The organism is Anaeromyxobacter sp. SG17 (genome assembly GCF_022690695.1).
Taxonomy (GTDB): domain Bacteria; phylum Myxococcota; class Myxococcia; order Myxococcales; family Anaeromyxobacteraceae; genus Anaeromyxobacter; species Anaeromyxobacter soli.
This window is the reverse complement of the sequence record NZ_JALCYX010000023.1, coordinates 13,022-33,753: the sequence shown is the minus strand read 5'-3', so window position 1 is coordinate 33,753 and position 20,732 is coordinate 13,022. Positions and strand designations below refer to the sequence as shown.

The 20,732-nt window shown below is 73.9% G+C and carries 18 protein-coding genes; 10 read left to right on the top strand and 8 right to left on the bottom strand.

All coding sequences use genetic code 11. The features are described from left to right. Positions 1-251 precede the first annotated feature (251 nt). Positions 252-1,634, bottom strand: coding sequence for an OmpP1/FadL family transporter (locus MNY60_RS11100; RefSeq protein ID WP_242334013.1), 1,383 nt, complete (start codon positions 1,632-1,634; stop codon positions 252-254). Positions 1,635-1,931: 297 nt separating this feature from the next. Between MNY60_RS11100 and MNY60_RS11095 the strand changes: the two genes are divergently transcribed. Continuing rightward, positions 1,932-3,173: a hypothetical protein gene (locus tag MNY60_RS11095; protein WP_242334010.1), complete on the top strand. Its 1,242-nt coding sequence runs from the start codon at positions 1,932-1,934 to the stop codon at positions 3,171-3,173. A 262-nt stretch (positions 3,174-3,435) separates the two neighbouring features. Here MNY60_RS11095 and MNY60_RS11090 read toward each other — a convergent pair whose 3' ends face one another. From MNY60_RS11090 to MNY60_RS11070, 5 genes are read right to left on the bottom strand one after another with little or no spacing between them, the layout of a single operon-like run. Then, positions 3,436-4,752: a phenylacetate--CoA ligase family protein gene (locus MNY60_RS11090; RefSeq protein WP_242334006.1), complete on the bottom strand. Its 1,317-nt coding sequence runs from the start codon at positions 4,750-4,752 to the stop codon at positions 3,436-3,438. An 8-nt stretch (positions 4,753-4,760) separates the two neighbouring features. Then, on the bottom strand, positions 4,761-5,198 hold the full coding sequence (locus MNY60_RS11085; RefSeq protein WP_242334003.1) for an ACT domain-containing protein: 438 nt from the start codon (positions 5,196-5,198) through the stop codon (positions 4,761-4,763). An 11-nt stretch (positions 5,199-5,209) separates the two neighbouring features. Then, positions 5,210-6,535 carry a phenylacetate--CoA ligase family protein gene (locus MNY60_RS11080; protein WP_242334000.1) on the bottom strand — a complete coding sequence of 442 codons (1,326 nt, stop codon included), beginning with the start codon at positions 6,533-6,535 and terminating at the stop codon, positions 5,210-5,212. A 56-nt stretch (positions 6,536-6,591) separates the two neighbouring features. Then, positions 6,592-7,083: a 2-oxoacid:acceptor oxidoreductase family protein gene (locus MNY60_RS11075; protein ID WP_242333997.1), complete on the bottom strand. Its 492-nt coding sequence runs from the start codon at positions 7,081-7,083 to the stop codon at positions 6,592-6,594. Next, positions 7,076-8,695 (bottom strand): thiamine pyrophosphate-dependent enzyme, encoded by a 1,620-nt coding sequence (locus tag MNY60_RS11070; RefSeq protein ID WP_242333994.1) that lies wholly within the window; start codon positions 8,693-8,695, stop codon positions 7,076-7,078. The genes MNY60_RS11075 and MNY60_RS11070 overlap by 8 nt, the downstream gene beginning before the upstream one ends. 127 nt (positions 8,696-8,822) lie before the next feature. Here MNY60_RS11070 and MNY60_RS11065 point away from each other — a divergent pair, with 127 nt between their 5' ends. Both MNY60_RS11065 and buk read left to right on the top strand, forming a co-directional pair. Further along, a complete protein-coding gene (locus tag MNY60_RS11065) occupies positions 8,823-9,785 on the top strand; it encodes a bifunctional enoyl-CoA hydratase/phosphate acetyltransferase (RefSeq protein WP_242333991.1) in 963 nt (320 codons plus the stop codon). Then, the gene (buk, locus tag MNY60_RS11060) at positions 9,782-10,879 is read left to right on the top strand and encodes a butyrate kinase (RefSeq protein WP_242333988.1); all 1,098 of its coding nucleotides are present in this window, start codon (positions 9,782-9,784) and stop codon (positions 10,877-10,879) included. The genes MNY60_RS11065 and buk overlap by 4 nt, the downstream gene beginning before the upstream one ends. 13 nt (positions 10,880-10,892) lie before the next feature. Here the strand turns inward: buk and MNY60_RS11055 are convergent, their stop codons facing one another. Continuing rightward, complete coding sequence (locus MNY60_RS11055; RefSeq protein WP_242333985.1) at positions 10,893-12,839, bottom strand: DUF4105 domain-containing protein; 1,947 nt, start codon at positions 12,837-12,839, stop codon at positions 10,893-10,895. A gap of 50 nt (positions 12,840-12,889) precedes the next feature. Continuing rightward, positions 12,890-13,402, bottom strand: a complete 513-nt coding sequence (locus MNY60_RS11050) for a DUF3015 family protein (protein WP_242353989.1) — start codon at positions 13,400-13,402, stop codon at positions 12,890-12,892. Between the two features lie 204 nt (positions 13,403-13,606). On the opposite strand from MNY60_RS11050, the gene MNY60_RS11045 reads away from it, so the two are divergent. The 7 genes from MNY60_RS11045 to MNY60_RS11015 all read left to right on the top strand — a co-directional run bounded on the left by MNY60_RS11045 (position 13,607) and on the right by MNY60_RS11015 (position 20,727). Beyond that, positions 13,607-14,410 (top strand): electron transfer flavoprotein subunit beta/FixA family protein, encoded by an 804-nt coding sequence (locus tag MNY60_RS11045; protein ID WP_242333981.1) that lies wholly within the window; start codon positions 13,607-13,609, stop codon positions 14,408-14,410. Positions 14,411-14,425: 15 nt separating this feature from the next. Then, positions 14,426-15,388: an electron transfer flavoprotein subunit alpha/FixB family protein gene (locus MNY60_RS11040; protein WP_242333978.1), complete on the top strand. Its 963-nt coding sequence runs from the start codon at positions 14,426-14,428 to the stop codon at positions 15,386-15,388. After that, the gene (locus tag MNY60_RS11035; protein ID WP_242333975.1) at positions 15,388-16,392 is read left to right on the top strand and encodes an MBL fold metallo-hydrolase; all 1,005 of its coding nucleotides are present in this window, start codon (positions 15,388-15,390) and stop codon (positions 16,390-16,392) included. The genes MNY60_RS11040 and MNY60_RS11035 overlap by 1 nt, the downstream gene beginning before the upstream one ends. A gap of 86 nt (positions 16,393-16,478) precedes the next feature. Then, positions 16,479-17,237 carry a TerC family protein gene (locus tag MNY60_RS11030; RefSeq protein ID WP_242333971.1) on the top strand — a complete coding sequence of 253 codons (759 nt, stop codon included), beginning with the start codon at positions 16,479-16,481 and terminating at the stop codon, positions 17,235-17,237. Positions 17,238-17,242: 5 nt separating this feature from the next. Further along, positions 17,243-18,151 carry a DMT family transporter gene (locus MNY60_RS11025; RefSeq protein ID WP_242333968.1) on the top strand — a complete coding sequence of 303 codons (909 nt, stop codon included), beginning with the start codon at positions 17,243-17,245 and terminating at the stop codon, positions 18,149-18,151. A gap of 134 nt (positions 18,152-18,285) precedes the next feature. After that, a complete protein-coding gene (locus tag MNY60_RS11020; protein ID WP_242333966.1) occupies positions 18,286-19,464 on the top strand; it encodes a glycosyltransferase family 4 protein in 1,179 nt (392 codons plus the stop codon). An 81-nt stretch (positions 19,465-19,545) separates the two neighbouring features. Further along, positions 19,546-20,727 carry a murein transglycosylase A gene (locus MNY60_RS11015; RefSeq protein WP_242333963.1) on the top strand — a complete coding sequence of 394 codons (1,182 nt, stop codon included), beginning with the start codon at positions 19,546-19,548 and terminating at the stop codon, positions 20,725-20,727. Positions 20,728-20,732 lie beyond the last annotated feature (5 nt).

Genomic DNA, 20,732 nt, shown 5'->3' with positions numbered 1-20,732 from the left:
TCCTCGTGACGCGGACGGGGAGTAGAGAAAGCTACGGGGACAAATGGACCGATTTGCGCGTCAGCCTACGTGAAGTCAAGAAAGAGCGCCCGGCGCGCCGCGTCATCCTCTGCGCGAACGCGAGGCGGCGCGCGCACGGGAGCTCTCGGCCCTCGGTCGCGAGGAAAGACCTGAGCGCGAGCGGCTCCGACGCTCACGTGATCGAGTGGCGCGCGCCCTTCGACAGGACGCGCGCCACCCAAGAGGAGCGGTCAGAATGAGTAACGCGCCTGCGCGCTCGCAATCCAGACGTTGGCGTCGTACGAGCCGACGAGAGCGCCGCGCGGCGAGGGCTGGAAGCCCGTCGGCGGGTTCGGGTCGACGTTCGGGAGGTTGCTGCTCGCCTCCTTGATGAACAGGTACGCGCCGCCGACGTCGATGGCCGCCTGCCTCGAGAACGCCCACTGGAGGCCGGCCGCCGCCCACCAGCGATCCTCGTCGGGCAGACGCGGCGTGCGGAACTCGTCCTGGACCGGCGTCTTGTCGAAGGCGGTGCCGAGCCGGACCTTCAGCATCTGGGTCGCCTGGTAGTTCGCGCCGAGCCCGACGCGCCAGCTGTCGTCGAACTCGAGGGGCGTGCTCGAGAGCGGCGCGCCGCTCTTTCTGTAGATGGAGAGGTCCGTGATCGAGGACCAGCCCGTCCAGGTGAAGTCGGCGAGCAGCTCGAGCGCGGGGAGGACCTTCTGCGCGACCGCCACCGAGACCGTGTCCGGCATCTCGATGGTCGTCTTGACGGGGCCGTTCGGCAGCCCGGTGGCGAGCAGCGCCGGCCGGTTGCTGAAGGAGACGTCTCCCTTCACGTGGTGCTTCATCGTCGAGCGGTACGAGACCCCGACGCGCGTCTGCGTCGGCAGCTCCAGCATCGCGCCGGCGTTCCAGCCCCAGGTCCAGGTGTCGCCCGAGACCTTGGCGACGCCCTCGCAGCCGCCCGCGGCGGTGCCGCAGCCGGAGGCCGCGACCGCGGCGAGCGCCGCGGCGCCGCCGGCCGCGAAGGCGGCGGCGCTGTAGTTCACGGCGTTCGTCAGCTCGGCGTCGAGCCGCTGGTAGTTCGCGCCGGCGCCGACCGACAGCCACGGCGCGATCTTCCACGCCACCGTGGGGTTGAGGTTGATGGTCTCGACCGAGGACTTGAGGGCGTGGAAGCGGCCCACCCACCCCGAGTCCCAGTTTGTCTCGAGGCCGAACGGGACGCTCACGCCGAGGCCCGTCCAGATGAGGCCGGGGACGGTCTCGAACGAGACGTAGCCGCTCGGGACGAGCGACAGGGAGCCGCCGTCGCCGCCGTTGCCGCCCAGCGAAGGCTGCAGCGGCGTGGCCCGCGTGCTCCCGCTGTCCGTGAAGTCGGGAGAAGGGCGGACGAAGTCCAGCGCCGCCACGAGCTGCAGGCCCGGCACCCGGGTCAGGCCGGCGGGGTTGAAGAAGATGGTGCTCGCGTCCTCCGCCGCCGCGGCCTGGCCGGCGTAGGCGTTCCCGAGCCCGCTCCCGTTCTGCTCCACCAGCTGGAAGCCGGAGGCGCGGGCGCCGCTCGGCGGAGCAGAGAGCGCGAGCGCGACCGCGGCGATGAGGGAGGTGCGTCGCAGGTGGGTCTTCGTCACGGGATCCCCTCCTTGTTCGACACCCGTCTTCGGGCGCGTCGCGCACGATGACGGGAGCGAGACCGAGTCTTTTCGTCGAGCACGCCGGCTCGACGCGAGCTGACACCGCGCGTCACTCTAGCGGTCCGGTGACGTGGGTACCGAGACCACGCGTGGATCACCCCGAAGGACCGCAGCCCGAACTTCACTCCCCACTCGACGCGCTGCGTGATTCCCGGGTCGAGCCCGGGAGGGTTGTGAGTCCCACTCGGGACTCGCTAGCATCGATCCTTTCCCCTGCCCCGCGGAGAAGGACCCATGACGCGCCCCGCCCCGCTGCTCGCCGCCGCCCTGCTCCTCGCCTCACCGCTCGCCGCCCGCCCCGACGAGCCGCAGAAGCTCACCCTCGACACCTCGGGCTGGCTCCTCCTCAACACCTACGCGAGCTCCGGCCCGCTGAACGCGAACGACCTGCCTCGCTTCGCGCGGGGCGGTCCGGACGGCGAGGCGGCGCTCGGCATGGGGGTGCGCCAGAGCCGGCTGCGCCTCAACGTCGGCATCCCCTCCGACGGGCTCCTCGCGAACGCGAAGCTGAAGGCGCTCGTGGAGCTCGACTTCATGGGAGGAAACACCGTCGGGTCCGACGACCCGTCGCTGCCGCTCGTGCGGCTCAGGCACGCGTGGGTCTCCGCCGCCTGGCCCGAGCTCGCGAACCTCACCGTGCTCGCCGGCCAGACCTGGGGGATCGTGGGCGGGCCGTACTTCGCGCAGAGCCTCTCACACCTCGCCACGCCGCGCTTCGCGGGCGCGGGCTTCCTCTACCGCCGCGCGCCGCAGGTGCGCGTCTCCGGCGATCTGGGGCGGACGCTCGGCGTCGTCTACCAGCTGGGCGCGCTCGCGCCGCTCGACCGGGCCGGCGTCACCGCCGACGCGGCGAACGGCGCGCCGGGGCCGGCGGGGGAGCGCTCGGGGACGCCGAACGTGGAGGCGCGCGTCGCGGGCGTGTACCGGCGCGGCGGCAAGGCGACGGCGGAGCTGGGGGTGTCTGGCCACGCCGGGCGCGAGAAGTACTCCTTCGCGGCCACCGCCGACCGGGCCGCGAAGGACGTCACCGCCGAGAGCCGCGCGCTCGCGCTCGACCTGAAGCTCGACCTCCCCTACGTGCAGCTCGTGGGCGGCGCGTTCGCGGGCGAGAACCTCGACATCCTCTACGCCGTGAACGCGAAGGGCGTCGTCGCGGACGTCGCGCTGGCGCGCGTGTCGAACGTCGAGACCCGCGGGCTGTGGGCGCAGGCGGCCGTGACGCCCGTGCCCGGGTACACCCTCCTCCTCGGCGCCGGGCGGGAGGACCCGCGCGACGCGACCCTCCCGGCCGCGAGCGCGACCTCGAGCCCGATCCGCCGGAACAGCCAGCTCTCCGCCGGCGCGCTCGTGAACCTCACCTCGCGCTGGCGCCTCGGCCTCGAGGCGACGCGGTACGTGACGGACACCGCCACGGTGACCGGCGCGGACACGTACACGGCGAACCAGCTCGAGCTCTCGACCTTGCTGGCGCTGTAGCCGGAGCGTCCCCTCGCGCTGCGGCAGAGCGGCCGCCGCGCGAGGGCCGCGCTCTATCGATTCGCGAACAGGCGAGCGAAGCGAGCCCGCCGGGTCGACGCCGCGGAAGCGGCGGAGCCGCTCGCGGCGGCGCACGGGACCCGGCGAGCAGGGGTGGGCCCCGACGAGCTCTGCTCGGCGGGCGGGGGCGCAGCCCCCGTTACAAATCGCTGAACGACAGCGCGATTCGCGTCACCGAAGGTATCGCGAATCGAGCTGTCGTTCAGCGCCGCCGGTGATCGAGCACCCGCCGCGCCTTGCCGGCGGAGCGCTCGAGCGTGTTCGGCGCGACGAGCTCGACCGCCATGCGCACGCCGGTCACGGCGTGGATCTCGCGGTCGATCCGGTCGTGCAGCTCCTGGAGCTGCCGCATCTCGTCGCGGAAGTCCGAGGGGCGCATCTCCACCTTCACGACCGCCTCGTCGAGCGAGCCCGGGCGCGAGACCTCGATGAGGTAGTGCGGCGCCGTCCCCTCGACGCGGAGCAGCGCCTCCTCGATCTGCGAGGGGAAGACGTTCACCCCGCGGATGATGAGCATGTCGTCGGAGCGGCCCACCACCCGGCTCATCCGCACGCCGGTGCGGCCGCAGGGGCAGGGCGAGCGGTCCAGCGCGGCGAGGTCGCGCGTCCGGTAGCGCAGGACCGGCATCGCCTCCTTGGTGAGCGTGGTGAAGACGAGCTCACCCACCTGGCCGTCCGGCACGTGGGCCAGGGTGTCGGGGTCGACGCACTCGACGAGGAAGTGGTCCTCCTGCACGTGCATGCCCGTGCGGTAGGGGCACTCGCCGGAGACGCCCGGGCCGATGACCTCGGAGAGCCCGTAGTTGTTGAAGGCGCGGATCCCGAGCGCGCTCTCGATGGCCGCGCGCATCTCCTCGGTCCACGGCTCGCCGCCGAAGTGCCCGAGCCTGAGCGGCAGGTCGCCCGGGCGGAAGCCCTCCGCGGCCGCCACCTCCGCGATGTGCAGCGCGTACGACGGCGTGCAGACGAGCACCTCGGCGCCGAGGTCGCGGATGAGCATCACCTGACGCGGGGTGTTTCCACCGGCGGCGGGCACCACCGCCGCGCCCACCCGCTCGATGCCGTAGTGCAGGCCGAAGCCGCCCGTGAACAGGCCGTAGCCGAAGGCCACGTGGACGAGGTGGTCCGGGCGCAGCCCGCCCGCGACGAGGAAGCGCGCGACGAGGCCGGACCAGGTGTCGAGGTCGCGCCGGGTGTAGGCGACGAAGGTGGGCTTGCCGGTCGTCCCGGAGGAGCCGTGCACGCGGGCGAGCTCGCCCCTCGGCACCGCCAGCAGGCCGAGCGGGTAGGTCTCGCGGAGGTCGTCCTTCGTGGTGAAGGGCAGCCGGCGGACGTCGTCCACGGCGCGGATCGCCTCGGGCGTCGCGCCGGCGCGGCCGAGCGCGTCGCGGTAGAACGGGACGGCGCTCGCGCGGCGGACCGTCTCGGCGAGGCGTCGCGCCTGCAGCGCGCGCCGCTCCGGGATGGGGAGCGTCTCGGCGGGGTCGAAGATCGGGCTCTCGAGCACGGGGATCGTCACGGCGTCCCCTACGAGCGCGCGAACAGCTCGGCGGGGCCGACGAGCTTCACGCCCGCCGCCTCGAGCAGCTTCTCGGCGCGGTCGGGGTCCTCGAGCCGGAAGAGCAGCGTGGCGTGGCGGCCGCGCTCGCGCGAAGCGGAGGGGTACATGTACTCGACGCCGACGCCGGCCTGCTCGAAGGCCTCGAGCACCGCGGCGAGCCCGCCCGGGCGGTCCGGCACGTCGACGGCGAGCACCTCCGTCACGTTCACCACCACCCCGGCGGCCTCGAGCACCGACTTCGCGCGCTCCCACTCCTTCACGACGAGGCGCAGGATGCCGAACTGCGCCGTGTCGGCGAGCGACATGGTGACGATGTCGATGCCGGCATCGCCGAGCGCCTTGCAGGGGAAGCGGAGCTGGCCGGGGCGGTTCTCGAGGAACACGGAGAGCTGACGGATCTTCACGGGACCCCCTCCTACATGTTGCGCCGGTCGAGGACGCGCTTCGCCTTGCCCTCGCTGCGGGCGAGCGTGCGCGGCGCGACGAGCGTCACCTTCACGCGGATGCCGACGACGTGGTCGATGGCGGCCTCGAGCCTGCGCCGGAGCGCCTCGAGCGCGCCGATGACGTCGGAGAACACCTCCGGCGTCACCTCCACCTGCACCTCCATCTCGTCGAGGCCCTGCACGCGGGCGAGGACGATCTGGTAGTGCGGCAGGGTCCCCTCGACGGCGAGGAGCGCCGCCTCCACCTGCGAGGGGAACACGTTCACCCCGCGGATGATGAGCATGTCGTCCGAGCGGCGGCCGATGCGGCGGATGCGGCGCAGGGTGCGGCCGCAGGCGCACGGCTCGGGGACGATCGAGGTGATGTCGCGCGTGCGGTAGCGGATCATCGGCATCGCCTCCTTCGAGAGCGTGGTGAGGACGAGCTCGCCCTCCGCGCCGTCGGGGAGGACCTCGCCCGTCTCCGGGTCGATGATCTCGGGGTAGAAGTGGTCCTCGAAGAGGTGCAGGCCGTCGCGCCGCTCGCACTCGATGCCGACGCCCGGGCCGATGATCTCCGAGAGGCCGTACACGTCGTGGGCGCGGATGCCGGCGGCCGCCTCGATGTGACGGCGCATCTCCTCCGTCCAGGGCTCGGCGCCGAAGACGCCCACCTTGAGCCGCTCGAAGGAGATGCCCGCCTCGCGCGCCCGCTCGACGAGGTGGATCATGTACGAGGGCGTGCAGCAGATGGCGGTCGCGCCGAAGTCCTGCAGCACCATGAGCTGGCGCTCGGTGTTGCCGCCGGAGATGGGGATCACCGTCGCGCCGAGCGCCTCGGCGCCGTAGTGGGCGCCGAGGCCGCCGGTGAACAGGCCGTAGCCGTAGGCGTTCTGGATCACGTCGCCGCGGTGCAGCCCGCAGGCGGCGAAGGTGCGCACCATCACGCTCGTCCACACCCGCAGATCCGCCTCGGTGTAGGCGACGACGATGGGCTTGCCGGTCGTGCCCGAGGAGGCGTGGAGCCTCACGATCTGCTCCATCGGGCTCGCGAACAGGCCGAACGGATAGGTGTCGCGCAGGTCGGTCTTCACCGTGAAGGGGAGCCGACCGAGGTCCTCGAGCGAGCGCACGTCGGCGGGCGTGACGCCCCGCTCCTCCATGCGCCGCCGGAAGAGCTCGACGCGCGCGTGGGCGCGCTCGACGACCGATCGGAGCCTTCCGAGCTGGAGCCGCGCGAGCTCGCGCCGCGGCAGGAAGTCGGGGGCGCTCGCGGGGTGGAAGCCCCCGGGCGCGTCGTTCCACTGGCTGCTCACCTGGAGCCGCTCCTTTCGTTCGTCCCCGTCCCCGCCGCCCGCCGTGTGTGGGTGTCCTAGGTCCGGAGCGCCGCCGCGCGGCCGATCCGGAACGCCTTCTCGTTCACCTCGTGCAGCCGCTCCGGCAGCGCCGCGCGGATCGCCGCGAGCCAGTGCTCCTCGGGTAGGTCGAGGAGGCGGGCGAGCGCGCCGAGCAGGGCGACGTTGAGGCTCTTGCGGTTCGGCAGCGTCGCCTCGTCGACGAGGTCGGGCGGGATGAGCACGCCGCGCGGCCCGAGCAGCGGGCGGGTGACGGCGATCTCCGAGGCGGAGAGGACGACGAGGTAGTCCGCCTCCCCGCCCGGCACCATGGGCGAGAGCACCTCGCGCCCGAAGCGGACGTCGGAGGTGACCGAGCCGCCCCGCTGGCTCATCCCGTGGACCTCGGCCTTCTTCACGTCGCGCCCGGCGCGGAAGGCGGCGTCGGCGAGGATGTCCGAGGCCTTGATGACGCCCTGGCCGCCGAGGCCCGCGAACACCACGTTCACCACGTCCACGCGGTCAGACATTCTCGATCTCCGGGCAGGCCGCGCAGCCCGCGGCGGCCGCGGCCTTCTCGTACTTGCGGATGTCGGCGGCGGCGAGGATGCACGGGCGGCGCGCGACGACCACCGAGAGCTCGCGGCGCGCCAGCCGGTCGACGAGGAGCTTCTCGAACCCGGCCGGCTCGGCGATGGGATCGACCACGTCCACGTTCCGCACGCCGAGCGCCCTTGCGAGCCCCTCGATCGAGAGCTTGCCGGTGGGGGCGTGGTCGAGCGTGCGGCCGGTGCCGGGGTGCTCCTGCTGGCCGGTCATGGCGGTGGTGCCGTTGTCGAGCACGACGAGCACGTGGCCGGTGGGCGGCGGGTTGTAGACCATCTCGACGAGCCCGTTCAGGCCGGTGTGGACGAAGGTCGAGTCGCCGATGATCGACACCACCTTGCGCGCGTCCTCCTCGGGCAGGACGTGGCGGAGCCCGAGCCCCACCCCGAGGGACGCGCCCATCGCCACGCAGGTGTCCATCCCCTCGTACGGCGGGAGCACGCCGAGCGTGTAGCAGCCGATGTCGCCCGCCACGATGCAGCCGAGCTTCTTCAGGGTCGAGTAGACGGGGTGGTAGGGGCAGGCCTCGCAGAGCTGCGGGGGCTTGCCCTTCGGCGGCTCCGGCTCGGGCGTGAGGTCGCGCGCGAGGATGCGGCGCACGCGCGGGACGTCGAGCTCCCCGAACCGGAACGCGGGCGCCTTGGCCTCGACCGCGATGCCCGCCGCGCGCACCGCGTCGGCGATGACAGGGTCGCCCTCCTCGAGGACGACGCAGCGCTCGACCGAGGCGGCGAAGGCGCGGATCTTCTCGAGCGGGAGCGGGTGGACGAGCTTCAGCTCGAGCAGGCTCGCCCCCGGCGCCGCCTCGCGGGCGTGCCGCGCGGTGACGCCGTTCGCGACGATGCCGAGCTTGCCGTCCCCCTCGCGCCACACCGCGAGCGGCGAGGTCTCGCCGAAGGCCTGCAGGCTGTCGAGCTTCGTGCGCAGCCGGCGGTGGGCCGGGCGGGCGTAGGCGGGGATCATCACGCGGGCGGCGACGTCCCGGCGGAAACGCGGGACCGGCGCGGGCGCGCTCGCGGCGCGGCGGGTGACGATCGACTTCGAGTGGCACACCCGGGTGGTCATCCGCAGGATCACCGGGAGCTGCCAGCGCTCCGAGAGCTCGAGCGCGGCGAGGGCGAGGTCGTAGGCCTCCTGCGAGTCGGCCGGCTCGAGCATGGGCAGCCCGGCGGCGACCGCGTAGCGGCGGCTGTCCTGCTCGTTCTGCGAGGAGGCCATGCCCGGATCGTCGGCGGCCACCACGACGAGCGCGCCCGTGACCCCGGTGTAGGCGGAGGTGAAGAGCGGGTCGGCGGCGACGTTCAGGCCCACGTGCTTCATGGTGACGATCGCGCGCGCGCCGGCGAAGGCGGCGCCGAGCCCGACCTCGAGCGCCACCTTCTCGTTGGGCGCCCACTGGGCCTTGCCGCCGAGGGTCGAGAACGCCTCGAGGATCTCGGTGGAGGGGGTCCCGGGGTAGCCGGTGCCGAGGTGCACCCCCCCGTCCGCCGCGGCCGCCGCGACCGCCTCGTCGCCGGAAAGAAGCCGTCGTTCCATGAGAAGCGCGTCTCCTCCTCGCGCGCGCCTCATCACGGGACGTGCAGGGCGCGGCAGGCCGGTGTAAAAGCCGGCCGGCCGGTGGCGAGATTGGGCAAAGGGACGGCATAGTACCGCGAGGGCTGCGATGATTCCCATCCCCACGCTCGAGCGGCTCGTCGCCGCCGCCCGCGCCAGAGGTCCACTTCGCGTGGCCGTGGCGGCGGCGGAGAACGAGACCGCGCTCGCGGCGGCGGCGCTCGCGCGGCGCCAGAAGATCGCGGAGATCGTGCTCGTCGGCTCGCCGGCCGGGATCCGGGCGCGGCTCGCGGCCGCCGGCGAGGATCCCGGCGATTACCGCATCGAGCCGGCCGAGACCGACGCCGACGCGGCGCGGCGCGCGGTGGCGATGGTGCGCGGCGGGGAGGCGGCCGTGCTCATGAAGGGCCGGCTGCCGACGGCCGAGCTTTTGCGCGCCATCCTGGACCGCGCCGACGGGCTCCGCGCCGGGCGGCTCCTCTCCGACGTGCTCGTCGCCGATCACCCGCTCTCCGAGCGGCCGCGGCTCCTCGGCGTCACCGACGGCGGGGTGAACGTCGCGCCGGGCCTCGCGCAGAAGAAGGAGATCGTGGAGAACGCGGTCCGGCTCTTCCAGGCGCTCGGCTACGAGCGGCCCAAGGTGGCCTGCCTGTGCGCGGTCGAGACCGTGAACGAGGCGATGGCGGCGACGAAGGACGCCCAGGCGCTCGCCGAGGCGAACGCGCGCGGCGAGCTCGCGGGCTGCGTCGTCTCCGGCCCGCTCGCCCTCGACAACGCGCTCAGCCCCGAGGCGGCGCGCGCGAAGGGCATCGACCACCCGGTGGCCGGTCACGCCGACCTCCTGCTCGTGCCCTCCATCGAGACCGGGAACGCCCTCGGCAAGGCCTTCACCTACCTCGCCCGCCGCCACGTCGGGCACGTCATCGTCGGCGCGCGCGCGCCGGTGCTCATCCCGTCCCGCGTGGAGCGGGCGGAGGACAAGATCTACTCGATCGCGCTCGGCGTGCTCTCGGCGGCCTCCCTCGCCGCGGCGGGCGGCGGCGCGCCTTCGCCCGGGGACGGACGGCCATGACGACCGACACGGCGGGCGCGGAGCCGCTCGTCCTCGCGGTGAACCCGGGCGCGGGCTCGACGAAGCTCGCGCTCTACCGCGGCGACGCGCTGGTGCGCGAGGAGAAGCTCACCCACCCGGCGCTCATGGAGCGCCCCGCCGCGCGCGTCCTCGACGAGCTGCCGGTGCGCCTCGACGCGGCCCGGGCGCTCCTCGGCGACGCCGGCGTCGGCCGCGGCGCGCTCGCCGCCGTCGCGGGCCGCGGCGGGCTCCTGCCGCCGCTCCGCTCCGGCACCTACCTCGTCGACGCCGCCATGCTCGAGGACCTCGAGCGCGCCGAGCGCGGGGAGCACGCCTCGAACCTCGGCGCGCCCATGGCGAGCGCGCTCGCCGAGGACCACGGCTGCCCGGCCTTCATCGTCGACCCGGTCTCGGTGGACGAGCTCGATCCGGTCGCCCGCGTCTCCGGCCTGTGCGGCGTCGAGCGCCGGAGCTTCTCGCACGCGCTCAACATGCGGGCGGTGGCGCGGCGCTACGCGGCGCAGGCCGGCCGCGCGCTCGAGGACCTGCGGCTCGTGGTGGTCCACATGGGCACGGGCGTCTCGCTCTCCGCGCAGCGCGAGGGGCGGATGGTGGACGTCGTGAACCCCCAGGACGAGGGGCCGTTCTCCGGCGACCGCGCCGGCGGCGTGCCGTCGATGGCGCTCGTGGACCTCTGCTTCGCCCCGGGCGCGGACGAGCGCGCGCTGAAGCGGCGGCTCTTCGGCGACGGCGGCCTGTACTCGTACCTCGGCACGCGCGACGCGCGACAGGCGATCCGGCGCTGCGAGGCCGGGGACTCGCAGGCGTGCGTCGTGGTGGACGCGATGTGCTACCAGATCGCGAAGGCCGTCGGCGCGCTCGCCGCCGCCCTGGAGGGCGCGGTCGACGCGGTGCTCCTCACCGGCGGGATGGCCCACCTCCCGCACGTCGTCGAGGGCGTGCGCCGCCGCGTCGGCTGGATCGCCCCCACCCACGTGTTCCCCGGCGAGGACGAGCTGCGCGCGCTCGCGGAGGGCGCGCTGCGCGTCGTGCGCGGCGCCGAGCGGGTCCGGCGCTACGGGCAGGAGCGCTGAGCCGCGCGGTGCGTCACCGGTAGACGAGCACGCCCGCCTGCACGTCGCGGTCCTCGGGCGCGGCGCGCGCCTCGAGGGCGAGCGACAGCGCGCGCGTGAGGTGCAGCCGGAGCGTGCCGGACAGGGCCCAGGTCTGCTCGGGGGTGGCGAAGGGCAGGTAGCGCCAGCGCGCCTCGGCGAGCAGCACCACCCGCTCGCCGCCGCGGATCCGCACGAGCGCGGAGGGGCCGAGCCCGAGCCGCACGCCGGCGCCGCGGATGCCGTCGAGTCGCGGCGAGCCGAGGAGCTCGGTGTCGCCGAGGGCGAGGAGGTCCACCGCGCGGGCCAGGTTCGCGGCGCCCAGGCCGCCGCCGAGCTCGAGGGCGCCGGCGAGGCAGCCCGCGCAGCCGCCGTCGCGCACGGTCGTCGCGCCCACCCGCATCCGCCACGAGGGGCGCTGGTCCCAGCGCGACAGCGGGTTCAGCGAGACCACCCGGACGAGCGACGCGTCGTCGAGCTCGAGCCGCTGGTGCTCCGGGTAGTAGCGCAGCCTCGCGGGCAGGAACTCGATCTGCGCGGTGGGCGGGTAGCCCTGGAGCGGGTCGGCGAGATCGTGGAGGGCGAGCCGCGTCTCGAGCGCGGCGTAGCCGCCGTGCGCGTCCGCGGCGCCGCCCCCGAGCCCGACGCGGAACGAGCCGTGGCCCTGGTCCGGACGGCGGGCCTCGGGCGCGGGCACCTCGAGCGGCGCGCTCGCCACCGGGATCTCCGCGCGGCGCTCGAGGAGCGCCTGGCGGAGCGTCGCGGCGGCGGGATCCTCGCCCATGACGAGCTTTCGCCCGTGCTTCAGGTCGAGGAGGTCCTGGGCCGCGTCGAGCACCGCCACGCGCCGCGCCGGCGCGAGCGCCTCCGGGAAGGGCGCCGCCGGGCTCCTCGCGAGCACGACCGCGGTGCGGAGCTCGAGGCCGGAGAGGTCGCGCGCGCGCGCCTCGAACTGCGTGCGGATCGAGGGGCGGTAGTGGACGGCGCGGACGAGGCCGGGGTTCGCGTAGAGCGCCTTCAGCGTGTCGGAGGGGAGGACGACGGCGCGGCCGACGTGCGAGAGGAGGTCGAGCCGCGGCGCGGCCGCCTCCAGCGCGCCGAGCACGTGGTAGCTGCAGTTCTCGTCGAGGTACCAGTAGGCGAACCAGGTCCCGCCGAGCTCCCAGAGGTGCCGCGCGAGGAGCTGCGTCTCCTCGGGCGCGAGGGCGAGGTCGTACTCCCACAGGTCGCGCGACTCGAAGTCTCCGTACTGCCGGACCTTGTAGTAGTACGCGTAGTGCTTGAACTCGCCCTTGAAGAGGCCGAACAGCCCCTTCGCCGCGTAGAGGATGGCGTTCGAGGTGTCGACCGTGGCGGCGTAGTCGACGCCGTAGTCGAGGAGCTCGAAGTGCTTCCCCTCGCGGGCGCCCTCCGCCTTGTCGAGGCGGAGCAGCGTGTGGCCGAAGGAGGAGGAGGGGTTGTTGAGGTAGTAGGAGGAGAAGACGAGCGTCACGCCCGCGGGGCGGACGCGGGCGAGGAAGTCGTCGAGCTTGGGGCAGCTGCGCGGCGGGAGGGCGGCCGGGTCGAGCCCGAGCCGCGCGGCGAGGAAGGCGGCGCGGGCCGGGAAGCGGCAGTAGGGATCGGCGAGCTCGTCCGCGAACGGTCCGGGGGAGAAGAGGCCCGCGATGGTGGCCTCGAGCTCGGCGGCCGGATCGGTCTTGCCGTCCTTGGCGAGGAAGAACTCGCGCCCGTCCACCTCGCTGCGGAGGCCGAGGAGCCCCCTGCGCCAGTGGCCGAGGCGGAGCCAGCCCGGATCCTCCGCGAGGTGAGCGGCGCGGGCGCGCGCGACGAGCGACGCGGCCGCGGTCGGGAGGGCGATCGCGGGAGCGGCCTCTGCCGCGGCGCTCCGGGGGAGGGCGGCGAGGACGGAAAGAAGAAGGAGCGCGGCGACCTTGGGGGTCATCCGCGCTCCTGATTACCACGAGGGGCCGCTTTCGGCCCTCCCCGCTCCGCCTAGCTCTTGCCGCAGCCGAGGCTCTGGTCGCCGTGCAGCGTCTCGAGGATGGCGCGCGTCACGTCGTCGTTCGACGCGCTCTCGCTCGGGAAGATGGTCTTGAAGTTCTTCTGCAGCGCGGCGCCGACCTTGTGCGAGTCGCCGCAGGCGTTGATGACGGTGAGCGCGCCGATGGCCTCGCCCTCGCCGCGGGAGATGTCCTTCGCGAGCGCCTCGCGGTTCGCCTCGACGAAGTTCTTCGTGCCCATGGCGAAGAGGCCCGGGCCGCAGTTCGAGGTGCCGGTGGTGATGCCGAAGGTCTGCGTGCCGAACAGGCCGTTCGTGGTGGCGGCGAGGATCTGCACGGCGCCCGGCGTGTCGCCGAAGGCCATCGAGCCGAGGCCGCAGCCGGCGGCCCCGTACTTGCCCGTGCCCTTGATGGCGGACTCGGTCTGCGCGCGAGACTGCGCGGCGGCGGGGAAGGCGAACACGACGGCGGCGATCGCGAGTGCGAGGGAGCTGCGCATCTTCATGTCTCCTTGGAGCGAGTTTGACGGAGCGAGAATGGGCCCTTCCGGGGGCCCGCGTCTCCACCTCGTATCCGGTCTGTCGCACTTTCGCGCGTTTCTGGCGGCGCCCTCGTGGGGCACAGGCGCCCGCCTTTTCGGTTGCGGTCCGATGCCGCGCTGCGCAAGATCTGGCCGGCCCTCGAACCGATTCGGAAATCAGGTGCATCCATGAGCCTCAAGATCCTCGTGACCGCGAAGCGGGTGGAAGACCCGGAGTCGAAGATCAAGGTGAAGCCCGACGGCTCGGGGATCGTCACCGACGGGGTCAACTACAAGATGAACCCCTTCGACGAGATCGCCGTCGAGGAGGCGCTTCGCCTGAAGGAGAAGCACGGCGGCGAGGTGATCGTCGCCTCCATCGGGGGCGACAAGTCGGCCACCGAGATCCGCGCGGCGCTGGCGATGGGCGCCGACCGCGGGATCCTCGTCCGCCACGACGGCCCGCTCGATCCGGTGGGGGTCTCGGCGGTGCTCGCGAAGGTGTTCGAGCAGGAGAAGCCGGACCTCGTCATCCTCGGCAAGCAGTCGATCGACGACGACCAGAACCAGGCCGGGCAGTACCTCGCCGCGCGGCTCCGGCTCCCGCAGGCGACCTTCGCCTCGAAGACGGAGAGCCTCGAGAGCGAGGCCGAGCAGAAGAAGGAGCCCGGCCTGAGGCTCGCCGCGGACGGCAAGTCGCTCGCGGTGGTGCGCGAGGTCGACGGCGGCGTCGAGACGCTCGAGGTCTCGCTGCCGGCGGTGGTGACGACCGACCTCAGGCTCAACAAGCCGCGCTTCGCCTCGCTGCCCGGGATCATGAAGGCGAAGAAGAAGGAGCTGAAGGAGCTGCAGGCGTCCGCGCTCGGCGTGGAGCTCGCGCCGAAGGTGGTCGTGAAGAAGCTGTCGGCGCCGCCGTCGCGCAAGGGCGGCGTGAAGGTGGCGGACGTCGAGGAGCTCTTCAGCAAGCTCCACGGCGAGGCGAAGGTCGTCTAGCGCGCGAGGCACATCATGGCGAACGTCCTCATCGTGGCGGAGCAGTTCGGCGGCGCGGTCCGCAAGGCGACCCTGCACGCCCTCTCGGCGGGGCGCGAGGTCGCGCGGCGCACCGGCGGGACCTTGCACGTGGCGGTGCTGGGGAGCGGGATCGGCCCCGTCGCCGAGGAGCTCGCCGGCTACGGCGCGGAGGTGCACGCCGCCGACGCGGCGGTGCTCGAGCATCCGCTCGCCGAGGCGCACGCGCCGGTCGTGGCCGAGCTCGCGCGCGCCGTGGAGGCGACCCACGTCGGCGCGGCGGCGACCGCGTTCGGCAAGGACCTGCTCCCTCGCGTGGCGGGCCTCCTCGAGGCCGCGATGGCCACCGAGGTGCTGGGCTTCGGCGGCGAGGGCGCGGAGGTGACGTTCCGCCGGCCGATGTGGGCGGGCAACGTCCTCGCCGAGGTCGCCCTCGCGACGCCGGTGAAGGTGTTCACCGTGCGCGCCACCGAGTTCCCGGCCGCCGCGAAGGAGGGGAAGGGCGCGGTGACGACGGCGCAGGTGAGCGTCGACGCGGGCGCGCTCAGGACGCGCTACGCCGGGTTCACGGAGGTGAAGAGCGCGCGGCCCGAGCTCACCGAGGCGCGCATCGTGGTCGCGGGCGGCCGCGGCACGAAGGGCGACTTCAAGCCGATCGAGGCGCTCGCCGACGAGCTCAACGCCGCGGTGGGCGCGAGCCGCGCGGCGGTGGACGCGGGCTGGGTCCCGAACGACTGGCAGGTCGGGCAGACCGGCAAGGTGGTCGCGCCGGAGCTCTACGTGGCCGCCGGCATCTCCGGGGCCATCCAGCACCTCGCCGGGATGAAGGGATCGAAGGTGATCGTGGCGGTGAACAAGGACCCCGACGCGCCGATCTTCCAGCTCGCGGACTACGGGCTCGTGGCGGACCTGTTCAAGGCCCTGCCGGAGCTCGCCGAGAAGCTGAAGAAGAGCCGGTGATGACGGAAGCGGAGCTCGCCGGGCTCGGAGTCACACGCATCGCGGTGCCGATCCCGTTCCCGCAGGCGGGCGGGCCGGTCAACGTCTACGTCATCGAGGAGGCTGGCGGCGGGCTCGTGCTCTTCGACTCCGGCTTCGCGAGCACCGAGGCGCACGCCGCGATCGAGGAGGGGTTCAGGCGCATCGGCCGTCGCTTCGACGAGGTCTCGCGCATCGTGGTGTCGCACGGCCACGTGGACCACTACGGCGGGGCGCGCTTCGTCCAGGAGCGCCACGGCGCCGGCCCGCCGGTGTTCGCGCACCCGGCCGATCTGCCCAAGGTCGCCGAGGGCGGCTGGCGCTGGCGCGACCACGCCGCCGCCTACTCGGCGCACCTCGCGCGCCTCGGCGTGCCGGCGGAGGTGATCGAGGCGACCGCCCTCGCGGGGGAGAAGAGCTTCGAGCTCGCGCGCCGCGTCCCGGAGGCGCGCCCCATCGGCGAGGGCGAGCGGATCCGCGGGCGCCACCTCGACCTCGAGGTGCTCCACATGCCGGGGCACACCCCCGGCCTCGTCTGCCTCTACGACCGCGCGCGCCGGCTCTTCTTCTCGGACGACCACCTCCTCCAGAAGGTCTCGCCGAACCCGCTCATCGAGCTCGGCCCCCGCGGCGAGGAGGGCTACTTCCGCCCGCTCCTCGCCTACCTCGACAGCGTCCGCCGCATGCACGCCCTCGAGATCGACCTCGTGCTGCCCGGCCACGGCCCGCCGTTCTCCGGCCACCGGGCGGTGATCGACCGGCTCGTGGACTTCTACGGAAAGCGCCAGGCGAAGCTGCGCGAGCTCCTCGCAGAGGCGCCGCGGACCGCCTGGGAGCTCTCCCGCGCCCTGTTCCCCTGGGCGAAGCCGGGCGACGCCTTCCTCACCATGTCCGAGACGGTCGCGAACCTCGAGCTGCTCGAGGCCCGCGGCGAGGTGATCCGCGCCCCCTCGGGCGGCCCGAGGCGCTTCGCCCTCGCCCGCTGACGCCGCCCGCCCGGGCCCGCCCCGCGCGACAGGGAGCGCCCGCTCCCGCTCGACAAGGGCGCCCGCATCGGGCATGGGAGGCCGGCATGCTCGACCTGCTCACGCAGCCCGACACCTGGATCTCGCTCGCGACGCTCGCCGCGATGGAGATCGTCCTCGGCATCGACAACGTCGTGTTCCTCACCATCCTCGCCGGGCGGCTGCCCGCCGGGGAGCAGCCGCGCGCGCGCCGGCTCGGGCTCGCCTTCGCGCTCGTGACGCGGCTCGGCCTGCTCTTCGCGATCAGCTGGGTGATGAGGCTCACGCGCGAGCTCTTCGCCGTCGCCGGCCACGGGTTCTCCGGGCGCGACCTCATCCTCCTCGCGGGCGGGCTGTTCCTCATCGCGAAGGCGACGTTCGAGATCCACGACAAGCTCGAGGTGAAGCACGGGCCGGAGGCGGCGGCGGGGCAGGGCGGCGCGGCGAGCTTCTGGGGCGTCATCGTCCAGATCGGCGTCCTCGACATCGTCTTCTCGCTCGACTCCGTCATCACCGCCGTGGGCATGGCCCAGCACCTCGCGGTGATGGTCACGGCCATGGTGCTCGCGGTGGGGGTGATGCTCGTGTTCGCCGGGGCGATCGGCGACTTCGTCGAGCGGCACCCGACCATGAAGATGCTGGCGCTCTCCTTCCTCATCCTCATCGGCGTGATGCTCGTCGCCGAGTCGTTCGGCCGGCACGTGGAGAAGGGCTACATCTACTTCGCGATGGCGTTCTCGCTCGGGGTCGAGCTGCTCAACATGCGCATGCGGCGCACCAAGGAAGCGCCGGTGAAGCTGCACGGCCGGTTCGAGGGAGAGGTCTAGCGCGCGTGGCCGATCTCGCCCTGCTCATCCTCACGCTGTTCTGGGGCACGACCTTCCACTTCGTGAAGGGCGTGCTCTCGGTCGCCTCGCCGGGCGTGTTCCTCGCGGCGCGGTTCGGGGTCGCCGCCGCCCTCCTCGCCGCCGTCGCGCTCGTCCGGCGCGACCGGGTGGGCGCGGGGCTCCTCCGCCACGGCGGGCTCCTCGGCGTCTTCATGCTGGCCGGGTTCGTCCTCCAGACGGTCGGGCTCAATCACACGACGCCCTCGCGCTCCGGGTTCCTCACCGGGCTCGCGGTGCTCATCGTCCCGTTCGTCGCCCGCTTCCTGCTCGGCCGGCGGGTGAAGCTCGCGAGCTGGGCGGGGGTTGCGCTCGCGGTGGCCGGGCTCGGGTTGCTCACCCACCCGTTCGGCGAGCCCGTGGACGCGGGGGTGCGGCTCGGCGACCTCCTCACCGCGGCCTGCGCGGTCGCGTTCGCGCTGCAGATCGTCTACACGTCCGAGTGGTCGCCGCGGCATCCGGTGGTGCCGCTCACGCTCGTTCAGATCGCCGTCACGTTCCTCGGCGCCGCCGCGATGCTGCCGTTCGAGGCGCGCTACTACCGGCCCGAGGGCGCGGCGGTCTTCGCGGGGACGGTGGTGTTCACGGGCGTGCTCATGACGGCCCTCGCGTTCTTCGTGCAGAACTGGGGGCAGCGCCACACCACCGCCGTGCGCGCCGCGCTCATCTTCTCCCTCGAGCCGGTGGCGGCGGCGCTCTTCAGCCACTTCTACGGCGGCGAGCCGCTCCGGGTGACCGACTGGAGCGGCGGCGCGCTCATCGTGCTCGGGGTGATCGCCGGCGAGGTGGGCGGCCTCCTCGAGGGGCGGCGCGGCGCCGGGGGCGCGGCGGTCGCCGCGCAGGCGCGCGGCGGCTGAAGGGCGCGGTCCCGCGGGGCCTCGCGCACGGGTGCGGCGTCCCTCCACCCGTCCGAGCGGGGGCCCGCGGCAGGGCTTCCCCCGCTCCCGCGCGGTCTACATCTTCCCGGGTGACCGCGAGGACCGACACGCGCATGGATCGACCCGACCCGTCTCTCTCGATCGCCTACACCAACTACGGGGAACAGAGCGGCGTCACCCTGCACGTCGCCCACGCGCTGCGGGCCCTCGGGCACCGGATCACCCCGGTCTCGGCGCGCGGGCCGCTCGACCTGCGCGATCCGGCGACGCGCCTGCCGCGCTTCACGCGCGACGTGGCGGTGCACCTCGCGCTCGCGACGGCGCGCTTCCGCAGCCAGGCGCTCACCTACCGCTGGAACACCCCCTACGCCTTCGACGTCCACTCGCGCCACCTCGGCGTGGCCCTCGCGGCGCTCGATCCTGCTCCCGACGTGGTGCTCCAGAACGGGGCGCTGTTCTCGCCGGGGCTCCCCGCGCGCCTCCCCTACGTCCTGCTCCTCGACCACACCCGGGCGCTCGCCGAGGCGGCCCCCGCGTTTCGCCGGGCCGGCCTCGCCGCCCCGCCGCGCTACGGGCGCGCCTGGTTCGAGCGCGAGCGGGCCTGCTACCGGGGGGCGGCCGCCATCGCGACGTTCTCGGAGAACGTCGCCCGCTCGCTCGTCCGCGACTACGGCCTCGCGCGCGAGCGGATCGTCGTCGTCGGGGCCGGCGCGAACGTGGTGCCGGAGCGCCCCGCTCGCGCGGACGACGGCGAGACGATCCTCTTCGTCGGCCGCGAGTTCGCCCGCAAGGGCGGCACGATCCTGCTCGACGCGTTCGAGCGCGTCCGGCGCCGTCGGCCCGCCGCCCGGCTCCTCATCGCCGGCCCGCCGGAGCCGCTCGCGCTGCCCGACGGGGCGGAGCAGCTCGGCCCGGTGCCCTACGACGGGCTCGAGGAGCTCTTCTCGCGGGCGACGGTGTTCGCCCTCCCCACGCTCGTCGAGCCGTTCGGCATCGCCTTCCTCGACGCGATGGCGTGCGGCGTCCCTTGTGTGGGGACCGCGGTGGAGGCGGTCCCTGAGATCATCGAGGAGGGGAAGACCGGCCTCCTCGTCCCGCCCGGCGATCCGTCTGCGCTCGCCGAGGCGCTGCTCGCGCTCCTCGGGGATCCGGCCCGGGGGCGGGAGCTGGGGGCCGCCGGCCGCGCCCGGGTGCTGAAGCGGTTCCAGTGGACGCAGGTCGGGGCGCGGCTCGACGCCGTGCTGCAGCCCGCGCGCGCCGCCGCGCGCGAGCCGGCGCGCGCCGCCTCCTGATCCGCCGGGCGCCCGGCCGTCCCCCGACCGGGCGACCGAGCGGGCGGAATGGCGCCGGCAGAGCCCGGGTTATCGTGCGCGATGCGCCGCGCCCTCCGCCTTGCCCTCGTCAGCTCGCTCGCGCTCGCCGCCTGCCGCACCCTCCCGCCTCCCCCCCAGCCAGCCTCGAGCGCCGAGGGCGCGCTCGAGGAGTTGAAGCCGGAGGCGTTCCCCGCCTTCGCCGACGACCTCGACTACGCGGGCCTCGATCTCGCCCTCGAGCGGTCGCTCCAGCACTTCGCGCGCCTCTCGCGGGCGGACCCCGGCCGGACGCTCGCCTTCGGCAAGGAGCGCGTCCCGCTCGCGCGCGTCGCCGCCTCGCTGCGCCGCTTCCGGGAGCTCGTGGCCGCGCGTCCCCCGCCGGCGGCGCTGCGCGAGGCGCTCGTCCGCGAGTTCCGCGTCTTCCGCTCGGTCGGCGACGGGCGGGGGACGGTGCTCTTCACGGGCTACTACCTGCCCGAGCTCGACGGCGCGCTCGATCGCGGCGGGCGCTTCCAGGTCCCCCTGCACCGCGCGCCGGACGACCTCGTGCAGGTGCGCGCGCGCGACTTCCCCGCGCTCTCCGCCGACCTCGTGGGCAGGGTGAAGGACGGCCGGCTCGTGCCCTACCCGACGCGCGCGGAGATCGCCGACGGCGCCCTCTCCGGCCAGCGGGCGGAGCTCGCCTTCGTCAGCTCCGCGGTGGACGCGTTCTTCGTGGAGATCCAGGGGAGCGGCCTGTTGCGCCTTCCGGACGGGACGACCCGCGTCGTCACGTACGCCGGCAAGAACGGGCACCGCTACGAGGCGATCGGCGCGGAGCTCGTCCGTCGCGGCGCGATCCCGCGCGAGCAGGTCTCGATGCAGACGATCAAGGCCTGGCTCGCGGCGAACCCCTCCGAGCAGCCCCTGCTCCTCGCCACGAACCCGTCCTACGTCTTCTTCCGCTTCGCGGACGAGGCCGTGGGCTCGCTGGGAGTGCCGGTCACGCCGGATCGCACCCTCGCCGCCGACGGGAAGGTGTTCCCGAAGGGCGCCCTGGCCTTCGTCGAGGCCGAGCGGCCGACCGACGCGGCGGGCGGGCCGATGAAGCCGTTCGGCCGGTTCTTCCTCGATCAGGACGCCGGCGGCGCCATCCGGAGCTCCGCGCGCATCGACCTCTTCTTCGGCAGCGGCGCCTACGCGGAGAGCGCGGCCGGCCGGATGAAGCAGCCCGGGCGGCTCTACTACCTGCTCCTGCGCTGAAGGCC